Annotated in this window: 17 protein-coding genes; 6 read left to right on the forward strand and 11 right to left on the reverse strand. The window is 40.8% G+C overall.

The genetic code is table 11. The features are described from left to right. The first annotated feature begins 163 nt into the window (after window positions 1-163). A complete protein-coding gene (locus tag ACE1AT_RS22300; RefSeq protein WP_374872309.1) occupies window positions 164-802 on the forward strand; it encodes a histidine phosphatase family protein in 639 nt (212 codons plus the stop codon). 81 nt (window positions 803-883) lie between these two features. Beyond that, complete coding sequence (locus ACE1AT_RS22305; RefSeq protein WP_374872311.1) at window positions 884-2,119, forward strand: acetate/propionate family kinase; 1,236 nt, start codon at window positions 884-886, stop codon at window positions 2,117-2,119. Window positions 2,120-2,401: 282 nt separating this feature from the next. Here ACE1AT_RS22305 and ACE1AT_RS22310 read toward each other — a convergent pair whose 3' ends face one another. The 4 genes from ACE1AT_RS22310 to ACE1AT_RS22325 form a co-directional block, all read right to left on the reverse strand. Further along, a complete protein-coding gene (locus ACE1AT_RS22310; RefSeq protein WP_374872313.1) occupies window positions 2,402-3,523 on the reverse strand; it encodes an ABC transporter permease in 1,122 nt (373 codons plus the stop codon). A gap of 278 nt (window positions 3,524-3,801) precedes the next feature. Next, window positions 3,802-4,908, reverse strand: a complete 1,107-nt coding sequence (locus tag ACE1AT_RS22315) for an ABC transporter permease (protein WP_374872315.1) — start codon at window positions 4,906-4,908, stop codon at window positions 3,802-3,804. Window positions 4,909-5,013: 105 nt separating this feature from the next. After that, on the reverse strand, window positions 5,014-7,017 hold the full coding sequence (locus ACE1AT_RS22320; RefSeq protein ID WP_374872317.1) for an ATP-binding cassette domain-containing protein: 2,004 nt from the start codon (window positions 7,015-7,017) through the stop codon (window positions 5,014-5,016). Window positions 7,018-7,060: 43 nt separating this feature from the next. Beyond that, window positions 7,061-8,446, reverse strand: a complete 1,386-nt coding sequence (locus ACE1AT_RS22325; RefSeq protein ID WP_374872319.1) for an HlyD family secretion protein — start codon at window positions 8,444-8,446, stop codon at window positions 7,061-7,063. Window positions 8,447-8,628: 182 nt separating this feature from the next. Here ACE1AT_RS22325 and ACE1AT_RS22330 point away from each other — a divergent pair, with 182 nt between their 5' ends. Beyond that, window positions 8,629-9,276 carry a TetR/AcrR family transcriptional regulator gene (locus ACE1AT_RS22330; protein ID WP_374872321.1) on the forward strand — a complete coding sequence of 216 codons (648 nt, stop codon included), beginning with the start codon at window positions 8,629-8,631 and terminating at the stop codon, window positions 9,274-9,276. 55 nt (window positions 9,277-9,331) lie between these two features. Here ACE1AT_RS22330 and ACE1AT_RS22335 read toward each other — a convergent pair whose 3' ends face one another. Both ACE1AT_RS22335 and ACE1AT_RS22340 read right to left on the reverse strand, forming a co-directional pair. Continuing rightward, window positions 9,332-9,607: a hypothetical protein gene (locus tag ACE1AT_RS22335; RefSeq protein ID WP_374872323.1), complete on the reverse strand. Its 276-nt coding sequence runs from the start codon at window positions 9,605-9,607 to the stop codon at window positions 9,332-9,334. Between the two features lie 94 nt (window positions 9,608-9,701). Further along, the gene (locus ACE1AT_RS22340; RefSeq protein ID WP_374872325.1) at window positions 9,702-10,760 is read right to left on the reverse strand and encodes a WD40 repeat domain-containing protein; all 1,059 of its coding nucleotides are present in this window, start codon (window positions 10,758-10,760) and stop codon (window positions 9,702-9,704) included. Between the two features lie 171 nt (window positions 10,761-10,931). Between ACE1AT_RS22340 and ACE1AT_RS22345 the strand changes: the two genes are divergently transcribed. After that, window positions 10,932-11,246 (forward strand): hypothetical protein, encoded by a 315-nt coding sequence (locus ACE1AT_RS22345; RefSeq protein WP_374872327.1) that lies wholly within the window; start codon window positions 10,932-10,934, stop codon window positions 11,244-11,246. A 50-nt stretch (window positions 11,247-11,296) separates the two neighbouring features. Here ACE1AT_RS22345 and ACE1AT_RS22350 read toward each other — a convergent pair whose 3' ends face one another. Further along, window positions 11,297-12,646, reverse strand: coding sequence for an N-acetylmuramoyl-L-alanine amidase (locus ACE1AT_RS22350; protein ID WP_374872329.1), 1,350 nt, complete (start codon window positions 12,644-12,646; stop codon window positions 11,297-11,299). Between the two features lie 263 nt (window positions 12,647-12,909). Here ACE1AT_RS22350 and dnaG point away from each other — a divergent pair, with 263 nt between their 5' ends. Then, complete coding sequence (dnaG, locus tag ACE1AT_RS22355; protein WP_374872331.1) at window positions 12,910-14,841, forward strand: DNA primase; 1,932 nt, start codon at window positions 12,910-12,912, stop codon at window positions 14,839-14,841. An 8-nt stretch (window positions 14,842-14,849) separates the two neighbouring features. On the opposite strand, the gene ACE1AT_RS22360 is transcribed toward dnaG, so the two are convergent. The 4 genes from ACE1AT_RS22360 to ACE1AT_RS22375 form a co-directional block, all read right to left on the reverse strand. After that, complete coding sequence (locus ACE1AT_RS22360; protein WP_374872333.1) at window positions 14,850-15,248, reverse strand: type II toxin-antitoxin system HigA family antitoxin; 399 nt, start codon at window positions 15,246-15,248, stop codon at window positions 14,850-14,852. A gap of 23 nt (window positions 15,249-15,271) precedes the next feature. Further along, window positions 15,272-15,571 (reverse strand): HigA family addiction module antitoxin, encoded by a 300-nt coding sequence (locus ACE1AT_RS22365; protein ID WP_374872335.1) that lies wholly within the window; start codon window positions 15,569-15,571, stop codon window positions 15,272-15,274. Between the two features lie 13 nt (window positions 15,572-15,584). Further along, on the reverse strand, window positions 15,585-15,863 hold the full coding sequence (locus ACE1AT_RS22370) for a type II toxin-antitoxin system RelE/ParE family toxin (RefSeq protein ID WP_374872337.1): 279 nt from the start codon (window positions 15,861-15,863) through the stop codon (window positions 15,585-15,587). A 140-nt stretch (window positions 15,864-16,003) separates the two neighbouring features. Continuing rightward, window positions 16,004-18,922, reverse strand: a complete 2,919-nt coding sequence (locus ACE1AT_RS22375; protein ID WP_374872339.1) for a zinc-dependent metalloprotease — start codon at window positions 18,920-18,922, stop codon at window positions 16,004-16,006. Between the two features lie 530 nt (window positions 18,923-19,452). On the opposite strand from ACE1AT_RS22375, the gene ACE1AT_RS22380 reads away from it, so the two are divergent. Beyond that, window positions 19,453-21,171, forward strand: coding sequence for a pentapeptide repeat-containing protein (locus ACE1AT_RS22380; protein ID WP_374872341.1), 1,719 nt, complete (start codon window positions 19,453-19,455; stop codon window positions 21,169-21,171). Window positions 21,172-21,356 lie beyond the last annotated feature (185 nt).

Consider the following 21,356-nt stretch of genomic DNA (forward strand, 5'->3'; position numbering starts at 1 on the left):
CAATCCCAAAGGTTGAAAGTTCCTCAAACATCCCACTCCCTGATTGACCTGTGGTCAATATTAGTCGGGGATGGTTTCGTCACTTTCCGGCTATTCATCCCCACCGTATAGACGGATGGGGAATTCCGCCGAATTAGTTAAAAGGAGTGGTTGGAGAAATTTTATGGCTTTAAAACTACATTTGCTGCGACATGGCGAAACAATTTACAGCCAAACGGGCGGATACTGTGGAGAGCTAGATCCAGAGTTAACACCGGAAGGGACACTCATGGCTAAAGCATTCGCCGAAGCTTATAGCTCTATACCTTGGACAGCAATTTATGTCAGTCCCAAAAAGCGAACTATTGCCACAGCCAAGCCATTGTGTGACGCTATAGGCGTGAAAATGGAACTGCGGGACGGACTCAAAGAAATCAATTATGGCAAATGGGAAGGTCAAGACGTCGATTTTGTCAAGCAGTACTATTTAGATGATTACTTACGTTGGTTAGCCGAACCAGCTTGGAACCCACCCACAGGAGGAGAGACAGCAGTGCAGATTGCTAGCCGTGCTTCTCTTGTGATCACGGAAATTAAGGAAAAATACCCAGAAGGAAACGTTTTAGTAGTTTCTCATAAAGCCACGATTCGGATTATACTTTGCAACTTATTAGGCATTGATTTAGGACGCTATCGCGATCGCATTGATATGCCAGCGACCTCTGTCAGTATTGTTAAATTTGATATTCATGGCCCCATGCTGCAAGTATTAGGCGATCGCAATTACATGACAGAAGAATTGCGCTCACGACCGGGGACTTAAACAAGTCAAAAGTCAAAAGTCAAAAGTCAAAAGTCAAAAGTCAAAAATTTCTTAATTATGCCCAATGACCAATGACAAATTATGAAAATCTTAGTACTTAACGCCGGGTCAAGTAGTCAGAAAAGTTGTTTATATGAAATCGTGGGCGATCGCTTACCGGAGCATCCACTAAAGCCGCTTTGGAAAGCCAGTGTAGATTGGACTCATCATCAAGGATTGGCTGAACTCGAAGTTAAAACTGCTAATAACGCAGTTTTAAATGAAAAAATTCAGGCTGATTCTCATGCATCTGCAACTGAGTATTTATTGCAGACTCTCCTTGAGGGTGAAACAAAGGTGATCAAAGAAGCTCAGGAAATTGATGTAGTTGGTCATCGGGTAGTACATGGTGGACAAGAATACCATCAGCCGACTGTGGTGACAGAAGAAGTCAAAGCAGCCATCAGACGTTTAGCTAGTTTTGCTCCAATTCACAATCCAGCAAACTTGGAGGGAATAACAGCAGCGGAAAAGGTATTTCCTAATGCTCCTCAAGTTGCAGTATTTGATACAGGTTTTCATAGCCAAATCCCTCTATCTGCGGCTGTTTACCCTGGCCCCTATGCATGGTACGAGCAAGAAAATATCCGTCGTTACGGTTTTCACGGTATTAGTCACCAATACTGTAGCCAACGAGCAGCGCAATTACTAGGTAAAGACTTAAATTCCTTGCGCCTGATTACATGTCATCTAGGTAATGGTTGCTCTTTGACAGCAATTAAAAATAGCAAAAGTATTGATACGACAATGGGATTTACGCCTTTAGACGGATTAATGATGGGGACTCGTTGTGGCTCTCTCGATCCTGGTATTTTAATTTACCTTCTACGTCAGCAAGGGATAGATGCCGACAAATTAGATAATATTCTCAATCACGATTCTGGGTTGAAAGGTATTTCTGGTATTTCTGCTGATATGCGAGCCATTCAAACAGCTATTAGTGAAGGTAATACCCGCGCTCAGTTGGCTTTTGATATGTACATTCATAGATTGCGATCGCACATTGGTTCAATGTTGGCTGCACTCTCTGGATTAGACGCGATTGTATTTACTGGTGGAATTGGAGAAAATCATTCTTTAACGCGATCTGCTGCGTGTGAAGCTTTTGCATTTTTGGGACTAAAACTTGATGAAACCAAAAACCAAGCCTCGCCCAAAGATCAAGATATTGCAACAGTAGATTCTAGTGTGCGCGTTTTGGTGATTCAAACTCAAGAAGATTGGGCGATCGCTAAGGAATGTTGGCATTTATTATGCACTTGTATTCCACCCAATTAATTTATCTGCCATTTTGGCAACTTTTCATCATCAAGATAAGTACATTATAAACATATGCCGTCCTTTAGCAAATTGCGAAAACCTCCTCCCCCGGTACTCAGCTAATTACCGGGGTTTTTCATGTAGAATCAATCCAAATTCAAAATCGGTTGATCCACAATTTCAGTATCTCGATGTACTTATCCCAAATCAATTAATGATTGCAACATATCCTTGGTAAAGACGCGATTTATCGCGTCTCTACAGATGGTCTATTTGTCGCATTCTTTTTTCAAATTGGTATTAACTTAACTGGCTGCGAAATCTCTTTACACTAATTGTCATTAACACTACAGCAAAACCAACTAATGCCAAAATGTTCATCCAGAGGACATCAAAACCTACCCCTTTGAGTAAAATTCCCCGGACAATGGTGATGTAATGACGTAAGGGATTGAGGAGAGACAAGTATTGGAAAAAAGGTGGCATTGCTTCGATGGCAGTGATCGCACCGGAAGTTTGTACTAATGGCATATTAAGAAAAAAGGATGTGAGTAACACTTGTTGTTGCGATCGCGTGATCGTTGCTAACATCATTCCCAAGCTAATTCCCACAAATACATACACAATCGACAAGACGAAAAACAGTGCAATGTTACCATGAAATGGTAAATGAAAAACTACTAATCCTAAAGTCAAAGCTAATACAACATCTGCCATCATCAAAAATACCAAAGGCACGATTTTGGCAAGTAAAATCTCCCAGTTTCCCGCAGGTGTCATCAACAATTGTTCTAATGTTCCTGTATCTTTCTCTCTAATTACTGTTGCTGAGGATACCAGTGTTCCAATTAATGTCAACACTATACCCATGACTCCAGGGACAAAAAACCAGCTACTTGTTAATCCAGGATTGTAGAGAAACACAACTTGAGGTGACACAGGTGGACTCGCTTGCTCATTTGCTAATTGGCGATTGTATTGTTGAAGAATTTGATTAATATAACCGCCAGCAATACCTGCTGTATTGGCATTTACTCCATCAAGAAAAAATTGAATCTTGGCTGATTTATCTGCTAGCTGACGCGGGAATTCTGGTGGAATAATTAAACCGACGTCTAGTTTTCCTTCTTCTACTTGACGACTTAATTCTTTTTCACTGCTGGGAACTGATTCTAATATAAAAACACGATTGGAAGTCATGGCTGTGACTAATTCTCGACTTGCTTCCACATGGGCATAATCAATCACACCTAAACGCAAATTATGAACATCAGGACTAAGGGCTGTGCCATATAGTAACAATTGCACTGTTGGCGGTACAATCAATAAGATGATTAGCTGTTTGTTACGCAGAATTTGCCAAAATTCTTTACGTATTAATGCCCACAAAGGAGTCTCAAATAATCGAAAAATAAATTTCATAATCAAAATAAGAGATAGAATTTTTTTAGAGAAAATATTTATTTATTCCTAGCGAGCAATGCTCATAGTCATAACAATTAATGCCTCTCAATAATTCCGCTTATTGTTATGTTGTGAGAAGAGGGAACAGGGAACAAGAAAACAATGTGTGAATTAATTCTGCTTGAGTACTTATAGAATTAATTTTATTTTTGGAAAAAACTCAGTATGAGTTAATTTACTTTTCCCTGTTCCCTGTTTCCCATTCCCCAATCAAATCTAATTCCTATATTTCAATATTAATCTGGCAATTGCATTCGACTTAAAATTCGACGAGAGACGTTAAACAATATCAATCCCAATATAGCCAGCATAACTAAATCAAACCAAACACCAGCCCATCCAGTCCCTCGTACAAAAGCATCACGAGTGATATCAATGTAATAACGAGCCGGAACAATATTAGGAATAAGGGAAAGTGGAAAAGGAATATTACTGAGTGGATAGATAAAACCAGAGAGTAATAAAGCAGTAATAAATCCAATTAAAGAAACACCTTGGACAGCTGCATTTTGATTACTGCTACGCACTCCTAATAACAAACCAAACAATACACTATCGAAAACAAATAAAACAGAGCCAATAATTAAAGTTGTAGGATCGTCAACTAAGCCAACTTGAAAAACAATCGAGCCTAGTATCATAGCGATTAATGCTTCAGTAATGGCAATCAACAGGTATGCTAGTCCTTTACCAAGTAGTAATTCAGTGGCACTAATACTAGAAGCATATACTTGCAAGATTGTACCTTTTTCCTTTTCTCGCACCATAGCGATCGCACTTAGCAAAGAAGGAAAAATCCACAATACAACTGCATAAGTTCCTGGCACAATATACAGTGATTCTAATCGACCAGGATTAAACCAGAGACGGATGTTGGAAGTAATGCTACTAGTGGCGGGTAACAATCCTTGATCGCGCATGAAAAAATTGGTCACTTGTTCAATGCTATTTTTGATGACACGAGCATTATTGACATCAGTCGCATCTATGAATACTTGCACTTGAGTATTTTTACCACCTTGAATATCTCGACTAAATTCGGGAGGAATAATTACAGCCGCCTTAGCGATACCCCGATCAATTGCATCCTGTACCGGATCTGTACCAGACCATTTATGGGGTATAAACTGATTTGTGGCATACAAGCGCTCAATATAGCTGCGACTCAGGTTAGTATGGTCAAAATCCTGAACAACTAAGGGAATATCCTTACTTTCCAAGCGAATTGCAAACCCGAAAATCAACAGCGTGAGGAATGGTAATAAAAATGCTAATGCTAAAGTCAGGCGATCGCGACGAAATTGAACTAATTCTTTAATACATTGAGCGATAATTCTTTTCATTGCCCAAGATTTAGTAGTTAGTAGTTGTTTTTCTGTTTTCTTCCTTGTCTTCCTTGTCTCCCCCCTCTCCCTTGTCCCTCATTCCCTCAACCTCCTCACACTTTCCTACTCCCCTTGCGCTCGTTCTACAATCCCAATAAATGCATCTTCTAATGAGAAAGGAATCGGACGGAGGGATTTTATACTCAAGTTGGCAGAGTGGAGAAGTTGTCGGATTTCTGGTAGTTCTACATCAGGGTGATCAAGAACTATATGCAAGCCATTGGCAAAGATAGAAACTCGCCAGGAATCTAAATGTTGTTTGAGTAACTTAGATGCAGCTTGATTATTATTCGCCACAATTTCTATTAATTGTCCAGGTTGAGAAGCTTTGATTGAACTCGGAGAACCTTCCGCTACAGTTTCACCCGCTACCATCAAACTCATGCGGTTACATTGTTCAGCTTCTTCTAAATAATGAGTTGTGACTAATATCGCTGTACCATTACGGGCAAAGTCGTTAATTAGTTTCCAAAACTGACGCCGTGCAAGCGGATCTACTCCAGATGTCGGCTCATCCAAAAATAAAATATCAGGTTCGTGCATCACCGACGCACCAAAAGCAACTCGTTGCTTCCAACCACCGGGTAACTGTCCAGTCAGCATTTTTTCCTGTCCCTTTAACCCACAAGTAGCAATTACCCAATCTATTTTTTCTCGGCGCAATTTGCGAGGAACGCCATAAACGCCACTGTAAAACTCCAGGTTTTCTAGAATTGTCAGATCATCATAAAGAGTGAATTTCTGACTCATATAACCAATGCGTCGCCGTAATTGGGGACTCCGGAGATTACCAGTTTCGCCACCAAGAGAAATTTCACCCCCACTAGCTTCTAGTAAGCCACACAGCATTTTGATGGTTGTAGTTTTCCCCGCACCATTCGCACCCAAAAGCCCAAAAATTTCGCCATAACGCACTTCTACATTGACGCTTTTGACTGCTTGGAATTTACCAAAGATACGACTGAGGTTGCGGGCGGAGATTGCTAGGGAAGAGGAAGGAGAGGTGGGGGACGAGGGAGAAAAATTGCCTCCGTGTCCCCCATGTCCTCCTTGTCCTCTTTTACGGGAGCGTGGAAAAGTAAAAAATTGTGGTGCAGAACCTTGTTGACGTAGACGCGTAACAAAGACGTTTTCTAGAGTGGGTTCATTTTGTTCTATTTCAGGAGAAGATAATTGCTGTTGTTGCAATAATTCCCTGACTTGGTTTTCTCCTTCTGTTGCATCTTGGACAAGGACATCTAAGCGATCGCCAAATGTCTGCACGTCTACAATATTTGCAGATGCGTTGTTTGATAAGACTTGCTCGGCGATTTCTAAATTTGATGTGCGGACTTCTAAGCGATGCAAACCTAAGTTGGTGCGTAATTGAGCAGGTGTACCAATCTCGTGAATTTGCCCACTATACATTAAGGCGACGCGATCGCAACGTTCGGCTTCATCTAGGTAGGGTGTTGCAACGATAATTGTCATTCCTTCTGCTGACAATTCGGCTAGGACATCCCAAAATTCCCGTCGTGAGACTGGATCTACGCCCGTTGTCGGTTCATCAAGTAACAAAACTTCTGGTTGGGAAACCAGCGCGCAGCACAATGCCAGCTTTTGTTTCATTCCTCCAGACAATTGTCCCGCCAAGCGATCGCCAAATTTTTCCAAGCTCATCAATTGTAGATATTTCTGGCGACGTTCCCACAATAAATTATCCGGTACTTGTCGTAACCCTGCTGTGTAGCGCAAATTCTCATCAATACTCAAGTCAAGATACAGCGAAAACTGTTGTGTCAGATACCCAATATTCAAACGTGCATCCCGTGCAGCTTGATCAAATATCTCCACTTCTCCGGCTGTAGCTTCCATCACACCCCCCAAAATATGAAAGGTGGTTGTCTTTCCCGCACCGTCAGGGCCAATCAACCCAAACAATTCACCTTTGTAGACAGTGAAATCAATACCTCGCACCGCAGCAAGTTGACCATAGTGCTTATGCAAACCACGAACACTGACGGCTTCAGTATAATCGCTATCTTTAGCGTAATATATATTACTTTTATTTGTGACTACTTGTTTCACCCTTCCCCCCTAAAACCGCTATTTTTTGGGTAAAAACTTACACCTAAGATTTTCCCTCTTCCCCCTTCAAATTAATTTCTCCATCCGCAGGCATCCCAATCTTGGCACAGGGTAAATTACCGTTATTATACGGTTGTTCAGGGTTAAAACAACCACTAGGATTTTCCACACTAACCCGAATACCCACAACTTGTCTAACTCGATCTTTTTGGAAGTAAATATTCTCTGGTGTAAATGAAGCCTGTGGATCAATAGAAATTACTTTGCCTGTCAGGGGTTTTTTTGGTGCAGAATCTAAGAAAATTTGAGTGGTTTGTCCTAAACGCACATTCCCAATATCGCCTTCGGGAATAAAACCACGCAGATATATTGTTTTGGGGTCAACAATGGTGAGAATATTGCTTTGATTGCTGACAACAGCTCCCGGTTCTGCACTCCGAGCAGTTACTACTCCATCCAGAGGACTGACAACATTTAAATCTTTCTTTGCATCTTGAATTTGAGTGAGGATTTGCTGTTTTGCTGCTTGAGCATCTTTAATTTTTGCCTGAGCAGATTTAACTTTGGCTTGAACAGATTTTAATTGAGCAAGACTCTGTTGTCGTTGTCTGTTGAGTGCTTCAATTTGAGTATTACGGATATCTGGGTTAAATCCTGTGGTTTTGGCTTGCGTTAGTTCACCCTCAGCAGCACTTAACTGTTCTCGTGCTGCATTGACTGCTGCTTTTTTGGCTTCTACAGTCGCGACTGCGGTGTCGTATGTTGTTTGACCTTGGTCAAATTGTTGTTGATTGATCGCCCCATCGTTTACAAGTGTAGCATAGCGATCGCGGTTCAATTTCGCTAATTTTACTTCTGCTTCTGACTGCTTGACTTGTGCTTGTGCTTCCACAAGTTGGGCTTTGGCTGCGGCGACATTAGCCTGTGCTTGCTTGACCCGTCCTTGAGTATCACCTTGGGACTGCAATAAATTCAATTTTGCTTCTTCAATTTGACTATCAATTTGTTTAATTTCCCCTTGAACTCGTTCTACATCTGCAAGCGCTTGCTGTTCATCAGATTGGGCTGATGATACCTGGGCCTGTGCGCCTTGTAGTCGGTCTTGTAGTTCTTTGACAGTACTATCATCTAGCTGGATTAACTGCTGTCCTTTCTTAACTGCTACGCCTTCTCGGACAGAAATAGTTTCAATTCTCCCTGATTGTTTCACCGCAATTTCGGTTTCGTAGCCTTCTATTCTGCCACTGAATTTGAGTATATCTTCTGTGATTGGTGGTTGCAGCCACCTCCAGACTCCATAGCCAATCCCACTTACCAACAGCAGTAGCCCAATAATTAAAGGTATTGGCTTTTGGCGATGCTTTTCTTTATTCCTGGGTAATGAAGCATCTTTAAGACCTTCTGTAGGTTGGGGCGCAGTCTGAGTCATGGTTTTACCCTGTTAATTCAACACGCAACGTTGATTGATGGAGGTTGGGGAAAGGGAAAAAAGGGAAGGCGCAAAGGTTTTGTAACTCGCGATTTATTTCCGCCAACTTTCTGTGATTATGTTCATCATACTAGACAGTTTAGTATGATCTAGCAAGAGATAGCCAAAAAAATTTAACATCTATGTCGCAAACTCCTTTCCCTAAATCTACAACCTTGGTAACAAATGAATCACCTGCTGTTACGCAAAAGCAGGAGCAAATATTGCAAGGAGCCATGCGTGTATTTTTAAGTTCAGGTTATGCTGGCACGAGTATGGACCGGGTGAGTGCGGAAGCAGGAGTTTCTAAGCAAACTGTATATAGTAACTTTCGAGATAAAAAGGGACTGTTCAAAGCATTAATAGAAAGGATGACTATAGAGAATTTTCAGAACGTATTTTGTGTTAGCGAATTCCAAGATGATCCTTCAGTATTTTTACGTAAATTAACTACAGTATTTTTTACTAAAATTGTCGATAACCCTGATTATCTGCCCTTGTTGCGACTAATTTTGGCAGAGTCAGAAAATTTTCCCGAATTAGCAAAACTTTATACTCACACAGTGATTCAGCAGGGTAAAAAATTATTGATTAAATATTTTGCTGATCACCCAGAATTAAACATAGATGATCCAGAGGCGATCGCTCAAATTTTTTTTGGTGCTTTGGTATCTCATGTCATCGTGCAAGAGATGTTATATGGCAAAGAAATGATTCCCTTATCACGCGATCGCTTAGTTAATAGTTTAATGAGTCTGGTGTTGGCGCGACAAAAAAACAAGGAGTTATGAACTAATTCATAACTCCCCAGCCTGTTTAGCAATATTTACGGTGCTTTTAAAAAACCTACACTAAATCAACCAGTGAAAGTTTGCCTTCTATCTGGAGTTTAGCTTGCACACAGGTAGCGCAATTGCAACCAAGTTGATCAATGATCGATTGAGAATCACTAGATAAGTTGGGTGCAACCAATTGGTGAACAGGTCGTGCAGATACCAATGTGATCTGTTGTGTGATAGCAGGTGCAGGTTGAAGGGGAGATGCAGCCGCTGGATTTACTACCACCAGCATAGAAGCAAAGACTACAGGAAAAGCAAGTAAAATTAGTTTGATTATGTTCATAAATTGATAAAAACACTCTATAGAAATATAGCATAGCCAGCCTTTACTGGCTTGTCATGAGTAATAATGGTTCCTAATTTGGTGTGAGTAGATTTCACTTTTCTGTTTTTGCCCAAATAAATAATTCACCTTCTTTACCACCAGCAGCTAGTAGCTTACCTTGGGGATGCCAAGCTAAACATGAAAAGCCATTGGATGCGCCTGTGAGAATTTGTGATACTTGGTTAGCATCTTTCCACAGACAAATCCAGCCATCAGAACCCGCAGAAGCCAGAAGAAAATTTTTCGGTGCAAAGGCGATCGCATTAATTATATCTACATGATTGGTTAATACAGTGGCTTCCCAACCTAGAGATTCATCCAAGGACTTTTGCCAAACAACAATACCGTCAACGCTACAGCAAGCCAAAATCGGTACACCATTTTGATCGCTAACACTAGACCAAGCGATTTCGCGAATTTTACCAGGAAAACCCCGCATCACCCAAGGCTGGGGGTCATTACCAGAGACTAATAACTGACTTTCAACTACAGTGATCGTGCGATCCATGTTACCAGAAGCCAGATATTTGCCATCAGGCGACCATGCCATAGCAAGACTGACAGAAGGTATTTCTAGGCTGTATGGTTCTTGATTCCAATCTTGGCAATTCCATACTTTTATACCTTGATGACCAGCGATAGCTAAGTATTTTCCGTCGCTACGCCAATCAATACCCAATGCTGATGAAGACTCAAAATTGAGAATGACAACAATCTCACAAGTATCTGCATTCCATATTTGCACACGCCGCCCCAAGCTAAAAGCTAACTGGTGAGTGTTGGGACTCCAAGCTAGTTGATCAACCCAGGCAGGGGCATTTTCTAAAGTAGCAATTAATTCAGTTCCTTGCCAGATTTTAACCTGACCACCTTGTCCAGCAGCAGCTAAAAATTGCCCATCATCAGAAAAAGCAAGGCAGTCAACAGAACTATTATTGCCAGTTTGCAAAGTTGTTAACTCGTCATTTTGCCAGAGTGCGACTTCCCCAGCAGCAGAAGCCACAGCAAGTATTGTACCTTGAGGCGACCAAGCGATCGCAGTGACATAATCTGAAAGCGTCCCGGAAAAATTCTGGTCAAATTCTTTGGAATCGAGAGTTGAGGGTTTCATAGTTGAGTTCTGGATTATGGTGATGGAGGTGAGGTTTTGTACCTGATTGAGTTGAAAATCGCTACAAATCTTCAGCTCAGTTAAGATATAACAATCATTTGATTTTGAGAAATTTTCTAGGGTGGACAATACCACCCTAAAATTTTTATTTGTACATAAATTATACTTATCATGCAAATTAAATATTTATCAGCTTGGATCATTTTTGGTCTAGTACTAGTACTTTTTTTCTCTGTCATATCTCCTGTTCAAGCTTCTGTCTGCCGAAATTTGCAAGGACACCAAATTTGTATTATTAGTATTAAACGCAGTGCTAAAAATTATTGGGAATACAGGGCAATTGTCAGTGTAGATGGAATTAAAAAACCCCTGGAAATTTACAACTGTCGTGATCAAAATAAAGTTGAAGAAGATGGAAATATTGTGCCATTTGATGATATTGATCCTGGTAGATTGATCTGTAGATATTTTCAAAAACAAAGGTAAATAATGAAGTGAGTTACTAAATTTTCCATAATTCATAACTCTTATTTATTCTACATCAAACCTGCTGATTCATACAGACGTTTGAGCATCGCTATTATCTTGTCGCCATAATTTAAATCTGCTGACCATCGCCCTGATAATTGACCTAGTAAGGGAGCGATTCCACGAGTGACAAAACGAAATCTTGGGTCTACTACATCCTGTACCAGAGGTTCTAAACTAGCGTAAGCCTTCAAGTGTTGAATATGCGCCCTCACACCTATTCTGGCACTTTCAAAACTTGCAACCTCGCTACCTCCGCCAATTGTTCCTAAACCTGCAAAGTTATTTTGTTCTAATTTAATATCACCGCCAAAGCGTAAAAAACCTGTTTCTACACACATTTGACAGAAAGCAATGTCATAGTTAACCCCTTCAATTGTAGCTTCTTCCCGATAGAGTTTGCCGATGTCAGGAAACTTGACTAAGGCATTTTCATTGTTATTTTTGAGAAATATTTGTAGCTGCACTTCGGAAGCATTACCATGAGACATGATTTTGTCAACTTGACCAGAGCAAATTACTAAGTTAGAACGTAAAGTTACGGTACGACTCGTACTATCCCAACTGATAGAAATATGAAATTCTCGTAGTTCAATAGCTTTAACATAAACAACTCGACGATAGGTAATCCGGCGAACATTTGGTGCTTTTGATAGATCAATTTGTAAGCGATCCGCTAAGTCAATTGGGATGTAAGCATTACCATCAACTAATATCCCTTGTTCAGAATATTTTTGTCCATTAATGTTAATATTAATTGCTGGGTAATTTGGTTCACTACCTTCTGAACCAGGGTCAACAGTACGACTCCAAGCTGCGAGTCCATCAGCTATACCCACAGCAAAATCACGACGGCGGTTTTGTAGTAAACCACGATCTTCTGGATTACTCAAAAAACCAACTTGCATTAACAAAGCAGGCGCTTGTGTCTGGCGACAAAATGCTAAACTACCCATACCCGAATTTGTATCTGGTTTCACTCCTCGGTTAGGTAATTGCGAAACATGTCGTAGTAACCCCATTAATACTAATTCTGCATTGCTTTTGCGTTCATCATTGTTGGCAATATAAAAAACACTAGCCCCACGCACAGAAGGGCTACTAGCAGCGTCAGCGTGAATTTCCAAGGCGACATCACCACGACGAACACGAGAATTGATCCAGTCGATAGTTTGTTTGGCACTCAAGTCATCGGGAACTGATAACACTTCAAAACTGCGCGCTCTCAATTCTGTCAAAATTAAATCACGCAACAAAATCATTTCTCTGGCTTCTGTTGTACCTCCAGCAATTGAACCTGGATCAATTCCAGCCGTTTCTTTGCCTCCGTGGGCTGCGGAAAGAAAAACACGTCCCATTTTCAGTATTTCCTCTTACTAAAATCTCAGTGTAAGTAATTGAATACATCATTATTGCCTTGGGAACAAGAATATAATAGCGATCAGGGATTGGGGATCGGGGATCGGGGATCGGGGACAAAACAATTCAAAATACCCTACGGGAAGGCTTGCGCCTACAAAATTAAGAATTTTTTGACTTTTGACTTTTGACTTTTGATTTGTTTAGCCCAATCCCCTTTCCCCTTTCCCCAATCCCCAATCCCTGCTCCCCAATCCCCAATATGTACACTCCCCGCCTACACCCAGACACTATAGAGGAAATTAAACAACGGGCTGACATTTATGATGTCATCTCGGAACACGTTGTTTTACGCAGGCGTGGTAAAGATTTTGTGGGTTTGTGTCCTTTCCACGACGAAAAATCTCCCAGTTTTACCGTCAGTCCCACAAAGCAAATGTATTACTGTTTTGGCTGCCAAGCAGGGGGGAATGCAATCAAGTTTCTCATGGACTTGCATAAGCATTCTTTTGCGGAAGTGGTGCTGGATTTGGCGCGACGTTACCAAATTCCTGTGCAAACTCTCGAACCAGAACAAAGACAGGAGTTACAAAGACAATTATCAGAACGATCGCAACTTTACGAAATTCTCGCTTCTACTGCCCAATTTTATCAACATGCCCTCAGACAGCCCCAAGGACAAGTCGCCCTTGAGTATCTGCAACAAAAACGCCAACTGCAAGATGAGACTATTGTGCAGTTTAACTTGGGTTATGCTCCGGCGGCTTGGGAAACTCTCTACCGTTATTTAGTGGAAGATAAGCGCTATCCAGTACAGTTGGTGGAAAAAGCCGGGTTAATTAAACCCCGCAAAGAAAGCAGTGGGTATTATGATGTATTTCGCGATCGCTTGATGATTCCGATTCACGATGTGATGGGACGGGTGATTGCTTTTGGTGGTAGAACTTTGGGCGATGAACAACCGAAGTATCTTAATTCACCAGAAACTGAATTATTTAATAAGGGTAAAACTTTATTTGCTCTTGACAAAGGAAAAGCTGGTATTTCCCAAATGGATCAAGCTGTGGTGGTGGAAGGATATTTTGATGCGATCGCTCTTCATGCAGCTGGAATTAATAATGCTGTTGCTTCTTTGGGTACTGCCCTCAGTATAGACCAAGTACGGTTATTATTACGCTACACCGACTCGAAACAACTCATACTCAACTTTGACGCCGATAAAGCTGGTAATATCGCCGCCGAAAGGGCGATTGGAGAAATTGCGGAACTGGCGTACAAGGGCGAAGTGCAACTAAAAATCCTCAATTTACCCGATGGTAAAGACGCTGATGAATATTTACATACCCATACATCCGCAGATTATCAACAACTGTTAGCGAATGCACCTTTGTGGTTAAATTGGCAAATTCAGCAAATCACAAAAGATCGGGACTTAAAACAAGCTACAGATTTTCAACAAGTCTCGCAGCAATTAGTTAAATTACTCAAAAATATTACTAATATAGATACGCTTAATTATTACGTTTCTTATTGTGCAGAAATTTTAGCTTTAGGAGACGCTAGACTAGTACCCTTGCGAGTCGAAAATCTGTTGACTCAAGTTGCGCCGCAAAATAATATCAGAAGTATAGCGCGATCGCACTACAGACAAAACCAAGATTTATCAACACAGACAAGTAAAAAAACTTCTGCAACTTCGGAAAAAAGTCTACTAGAACAAGCAGAAGCTTTATTACTGCGAATATATCTGCATTGTCCCGAACAGCGCCAAGCCATCAACGATGCTTTAGAAGAACGAGATTTGCAGTTTAGTCTTTCTAACCATCGCTTTTTGTGGCGACAAATTTTAGAACTTGCATCTGATAATTTAGAAGATGATTTAATCTCAACGGTGCAAGACAAATGTTTGCAATTTTCTGAAGAAATGGCGTTAGTTTCCCATCTATTTCAACTCAACGAAAAAAATGAGAAAGAAATATTACGTACTCCCCATGTTGTTCAAGCAACTACTGCTTGTATGGAACGGGTATTGAGAGAAAAACGTTATCGTCATTTCTTGGAATTGTGGGAACAAACTGATCCGAAAGCTGAACCTGAACGTTGGCAATCATATTATCAAGCTTTTTATGCAGAAAAGTTGCGGTTGCAAGAATTAGATAAACAACGACAGTTTTCTTTGATTGATTTGTTGTAATGTTGTACTTAGATGAACAGGCTAGGCGATACTTTGAAATAATCGCCAAGGGCTTTGGCTTGTGCTTTACTTATGGAACGTTTACCATTCACAACTTCCGACACTACACCACTTGAGCCAATAATACCTACTAAATCAGCTTGACGAGTTCCACTGGCTTCCATAATGTGTTGAAGAATTTCATGAGGCGCGGATTCATCCATCGGATAATTTTGCGTTTCATATGCTTCAACCAATATTACTAGTAACTTGTGTAAGATTTGCTCTTCAATCGTGCGATTATTTTTAAAAGTTAGCTGTTCTACTACTTGCAAAACACGTTCGTACTCTTGTTCTGTCTCAATTGCTGTAGGAGTAACCTCCGCCAACAGATTGCGATAAGCATTTTGATCAAAAGTAAGGGTCATTTTTCCATTAACAACAATGGGAATTAGCAGGCTTCTAAATTAATGGGCGATATTTCTTTCCATGTCTGAGACTCATTTGCAGCACACCAAAGGTCGTATTTTTGCTGAAGGTTCAGCCAAAGCTCAGGAGTCGTCTGAAAAGCTCTAGACAAACGAAGAGCCATGTTTGGTGTAATTCCTGCCTGTTCGTTAACTATCTCAGATACGGTTTTCCGAGATACACCAAGAACTTCGGCAAGTTCAGAAATTGTCAGATTAAGAGGATCAAGATATTGGCGCTTGATTAACCCTCCTGGATGTCTGGGTTTTCTTTTATTAACCATATTTTTAAATAAATTAGTGATAATCTTCGTAATTTACGTTGTAAGCATCTCCATCTTCAAATGTGAAGGTTAAACGCCAATTTTTAGACACGGTGATTGACCATTCTCCTTTTCTGTCTCCTTGCAGTTGATGAAGTCCAGAACCGGGGTATCGCATGTCTTCAACATCAGAAGATGCATCAAGTCTGTCAAGTATATCTAAAAGCTTGTCTGCGTGGGAAGCTTGAACACCGCTCTTGTCATCATCTTCAAAAAGCTTTTTTAGTCCTTTGTGCTTGAATTTTTTAATCACAATAAGGTTAATTACACTCGAAGTGTAACCTTCAAGGTTACATGCGTCAAGCGTAAGTATATGTCAAACTAATCACTAGCGCAATTGTATGGATCTATTTCTGAACTACCCCTGGGGTAGTTCACTCCCCATCTTCTTTTCTAATTTCCCTGCAAAGGTGCATCCAAAACTTTCTTGATGCGATCGCGTGTCTCTAGTAAATGTGCTTTGGTATATTCGTCACCACCACGAACGTTATCCAGTTTTTCAGATAGTTGTTTCAAGTTATACCAAGCTAGAGTCCGGGCATCTTCTGGAACCTCTTGTTTTCGCAACACCATTTCATTGAGAGTTTCGACGTATCGGCGCTGTAAGCCTCGACGTAAGCTAGAAATCTCGACGGTTTTGCCTTGGGGTTTTAATACTTCTGTCCAAATCCCATTTTGTAGAGTATCAAATAACTCAGGTAAGGTCAGGGAATTTTCGGCTTTATTTTTGTATTCCATGTCTTTGAGGCGGGAAAGGCGATCGCCGGAAAGCAAATCCCACAACACTAGACTTTGCATGAACAATACCCAATCATGAATCGGATAGTCTAAGCGACCGATACGGGGACTACTACCCCAATGTCGCCAACGGGATGGGGCTAATTTATTCAGCAAATCTGGTGAGAAGTTAAAAGCATCTTCGGCAAAGACATACTTTTGCAAAAGCGCTAATGCTTGCCGTTGTTTTTCTAATGGTACTGGTTGAAAGGGTAGTTTTCTTTGTTTATCATCAGGATGAACTCGATAAAAAGATTGTCCACCAATATATTTTGTCGCGTAAAAAATATTTTGGAAATAATTTCCCAATACTGTACCAAACTGTTCTCTGACATCGCTATAGCTATCGCCATCGACAGGGCCACGCTGGTTGAGACGATCCCATATAATCCGGGCATTTTCTAACTGCCATTGAGAATAAACTAAGACATTGTTGCTGTTATCCCAAGCGTCAGCAGTCGGATCTAGGTCGTACATGTCTTCATCTGTAGCATAAGTCAATTCTGGTTGGTCTGATTTTTCGGCAATTTCATTCAAAAAGGGTTTTTCGGCTGTGGGGGTTGCTGCTGAAAATTGAGTGTAGCCGTATTGAATTGCCCAATCATCATAAGGCCCGACGATGTTAGGAAAATAATCTCCTTGTTTTTGACCTTTGGGGGCAAGATTTGGGGGAATATAATCCATTACAGATGAAACTAGCCCTTTGTTGCGGGTGATATCTGTATTGTTCAGTTGTTCTGGTGTCAGCATCGTGCTACCACGGAAATTGTGACGTAACCCCAGAGTATGTCCGACTTCGTGAGCAATAATTAACCTTAAATATTGATGGATATAATTTTTCACCTGGTCACTAGTGGGAGGTGTTTGTTGGAGAAGTGACATTGCTATAGAACCAAAAGCAAATTGGTTAGCAGCTTCCATACCGTAACAAAGGTCATATTCTCCAGCTAGTTTCGATAGGTGTTTGGTAAATAGCTTTGATTTGACTGAGTTTTGGTTTGCTTCTAAACCATTGGTACAAAGCAAACGATTTTGCATTAATGCTGTTAAGGAAGTTCTGTTTTGTTGCTCGTTGGGTTGGATAATTTGGCGATACTCGTTTTTCAGGGCGCGGACAAAACTCGCATCTACTAAAATTGTGGCGTTTAAGATTTCTCCTGTGATTGGATTGACGCGGGAAGGCCCCATGGCAAAATATCCATCTACGGTGTTAATCCAGCGAATTGTGTTGTAACGGATATCCGCAGCGTCCCATTTGGCATTATCCGGCATTTGTTTGACTTGGATGGCATCTTTAAATCCAGCTGCTTCAAAGGCTTTGTTCCACATCAAGACGCCTTCAGTAATGGCGGTGCGGTATTCTAAGGGTACGGCGTTATCAATCCAAAAGACTATGGGTTTTTTGGGGGGAGAAATAGAGGCGTTGGGGTCTTGTTTTTCTAAATGCCAACGGTTAATGTAGCGGACAAACGGCTCTTTGCGTTCATCGTTGGATAAGTCTTGGTAAGCGGTGAGAAAATAGCCGATGCGATCGTCTGCTAGTCGGGGTTGGTAATTATTATTTGGGAGTTGAGAAAGACTGTAGTGAACGCGTAAGGTAAAGCCACGGCTATCTGGTACGGTCATGAAGCTTTGTGTTTCTTCATCTTCTTCATCGTCGCTACTACCAGAGAAATTCATCACAGATTCAATTTCGACATTTTGCGGGAAAGCTTTGGCGTTGCCAAAATAAGATTCATCAGCACTTCCAGGTAATCCCAAACTTGAAGTTAATCCGGCGATATCTGTCAGTAGCAAATCACTGAGGTCGATTAAAATAGATTTGCTTTGGGAATGAATGCTTTTGATGTCTATAGAATAGAGAACTGAGTCACTAAATGACCGCGCTAGCGATCGCGCCTGGGGATCTCCTTCACGAGTACGAAAATTGACGTTGCGGACAACAAAGTTTAATTTATCATTGACACGCTCGAAATAAAACAAAAAATCCTGCAAAGGCATACCACTGTAGATACCAGCTTCACCAATACCTGATTCTAAGGTTGCTGTGGCGAGAAAATTTTTCTTTAGTTGCTCTGGTTTGACCTCTAGATATATTTTATTGTCTTCTTTGTTGCGGTAAATAGTAAATAAACCTTGCTGCTTTTGAGTATTTTTGATGACTGTGTTAAAGTCTTCCAATTCTTCTTTTTTTGATGGTTTGGAAGTAGAATCGGGTTTATCATCTGGTTTTTCTGGTTTATCTTTACCCGGCTTCTCTGAATCTTTCGCGATCAGTAAAAAAGGCTGCTGCTCAATTTTTCGAGTATTTTTTACCCAAATGAAAGATTGACGCTGTGATTGTTGATTGTTTTTGATCACCCAAATCTTGGATAAAGGTAGAGGAGAAGACATCGGGACGGTGATTTTACCAGACACAGAGACTTTCTCTGTCTCCCTATTCCCCGCTTCCACAGCCAGTGTCTTACCGCTAGCGATGATTATTCCTAAAAATAAACTAGGTAAAGCAACAACATAATAAATTAGTCTCTTCATCCGAAAGTTCCTGGCTTCGTTCATTATCTCATTTTTAATACTTGCAAGGCAAAATGTCCTTACTGCTACTATTGGCTGACTTGCTACGGTCTATCAAAAATATTCTCCAGTGAAAACTTAGACTCGTGGCAGATGACAACCCATATTAACGCTCAATATCAAGCAAGAAACTTTTATGTTAGCTGTTAATGACATTGATGAGCTTTTCTGCGATGTTTTACTGTAGTATTTTTGCTAACAACTATATCTGTAGCAAACAGAATCTATTGTTTTGATATTTGATCAAATTTAAAGATGCTGACAAGTTAGCATCACAACTCAATCAGACAGCTTAGGGTTCATGAAAAACGAAAACGTTTTTAAGCAGACATTTTGATTGAAATCAGAGGAAAATGTTGAGTAATAGCTTAAAACAGGATTATGTGTAAACTAGTACAGCAGATCAACGTATTTGACAATCACATTAGCAGGAGAAAGTCCGATATTTAGGGATAAACATTATTGAGTTAGCAGTATTAACAGATACATGTATGGCACTATTATATCAAGTGTGGAAGCGTTTGGTAAGTTATGTTAGAAGAATCGAAGAACAAGAGAGATCAAATGTAACGGGTCTTGAACTCGAAGGGGTTTTTACTTTAGTAAAAAGTAACAATACTCAAAATAATTACAAAGAACTGCTCTCGCCGGAACAATTGCAACAAAGTTTGGAAGAATGGACAAAAACTAGCGATAGATGGAAATTTCAAACAAGCGATCGCCAGTTAGATGAGAATATTTATGACTTATTGGGAAATAGTGCATTCAAGATTGAAATTGTCGAAGCAGTAATGCAGAGGTTGGTTACTAGTAAGAATTTTCGACCTGTACTGTTATTTCAGCGTTTAGCAGATTTTTATCATCGTTGGTGTGAGGGGGTATTTATAGATGCAGTACCCAGTGAAAACTTACCACAGAAAAAAATGTTGCAGTTGCAAGCCCAAAATCTTGCGATCGGACTGCGACAAGTAGATATCAATACAGGACTGAATGTGTTGATTTTACTCTTGGAATTGCATCGTTATGCCCAACAACAAGATGACATCAAAGCCCAAATAAATTTTTATCCCTCTGGTCAACGGCACAAAGATAATTTTTTTACATCCCAACTGCTGCGTGTCATCAATTATAGCGATGCGATCGAAATTGGTAATTTTGCTAATGTTGTTGGGGAATTCCTCAAAGGTAACAACTTTAGCGGCGCTTATCTTGGGGATGCGAACCTGACTGGTGTTAACTTTAGCGGTGCTAATCTCAGTGGTGCTTATCTTGGGGATGCAAATCTGACTGGTGTTAACTTTAGCGGTGCTAATCTCAGCGCTGTCAACCTTGGCGATGCTAACCTCAGTGGTGCTAACCTCAGTGGTGCGAATCTCAGGTGTGCTGACCTTAGCAGTACTAACCTCAGTGGCGCTAATCTTAGTTGTGCCGATATTTACCGTGCTGATCTCAGTCACGCTGACCTCAGCAGCACTAACATCAGTGGTGCCGATCTTAGCCATGCTAACTTAACCAGTGCTAATCTGAGGGATGCAAAACTCAGCAGTAGCTATCTTAATCACGCGATTCTCTTTGGCGCTAATCTCAGTGATGCCAACCTCAACGGTGCTAATCTTGATTATGCTGATCTTTGCCGTGCTGACCTTAGTGGTGCAAATTTCAATCATGCTAATCTTAAAAGCACTAACCTCAGCGACACCATTCTTTTTAGCACAAACCTCAGAAATGCCATTCTCATCTGTGCTGATCTCAGCTATGCCAAACTCAATGGTGCAAAACTCAATGGTGCTAACCTCAAAAGCGCCATTCTTCTAGGTGCAGACCTTGGTGGCGTAGACCTCACCAATGTTATTCTCAATGAAGCCGATCTCAGTGGCGTGGTTCTCAACGAAGCTGATCTCAGTGGCGCAGACATCACCGACGCAATTCTTTTGGCTACTGACCTGAGTTACGCCAACCTCAGCAGCGCCAACCTCAGTGGTAGTAACTTGAGTGGTGCGATCCTCAGTGGTGCTGATCTCAGCTACACAAACCTGAGTTATGCAATTTTAGGTGGCGCAGACCTCAGCGACGCCAACCTAGAAAAAATGACTTGGAATGAAAATTTAGAATGGGAAGATGTGCGTGGTTTAGATAAAGCGGTAAATATCCCAGAAGCTTTAAAGCAGCATTTGCAGGAACGGGGATCGGGGAATAGGGAATTAACTTAGTAGCAAACCGATAAATCCATCGGTGTGCATCGCCTTGTACAGTGGTCAATTTTGTAACTAGTAGCTTGTGATTGAACACAAAATACAAAACGGTTTTTCCTCAGTAGTTTTACGACTTTCAGATAGATAGTCATTGGATATAAGATAAAACATTACTTTCTTTCATGAAAGTGTGAGCTATAGCG

This window comes from Pelatocladus sp. BLCC-F211 (genome assembly GCF_041928655.1).
Lineage (GTDB): Bacteria > Cyanobacteriota > Cyanobacteriia > Cyanobacteriales > Nostocaceae > Pelatocladus.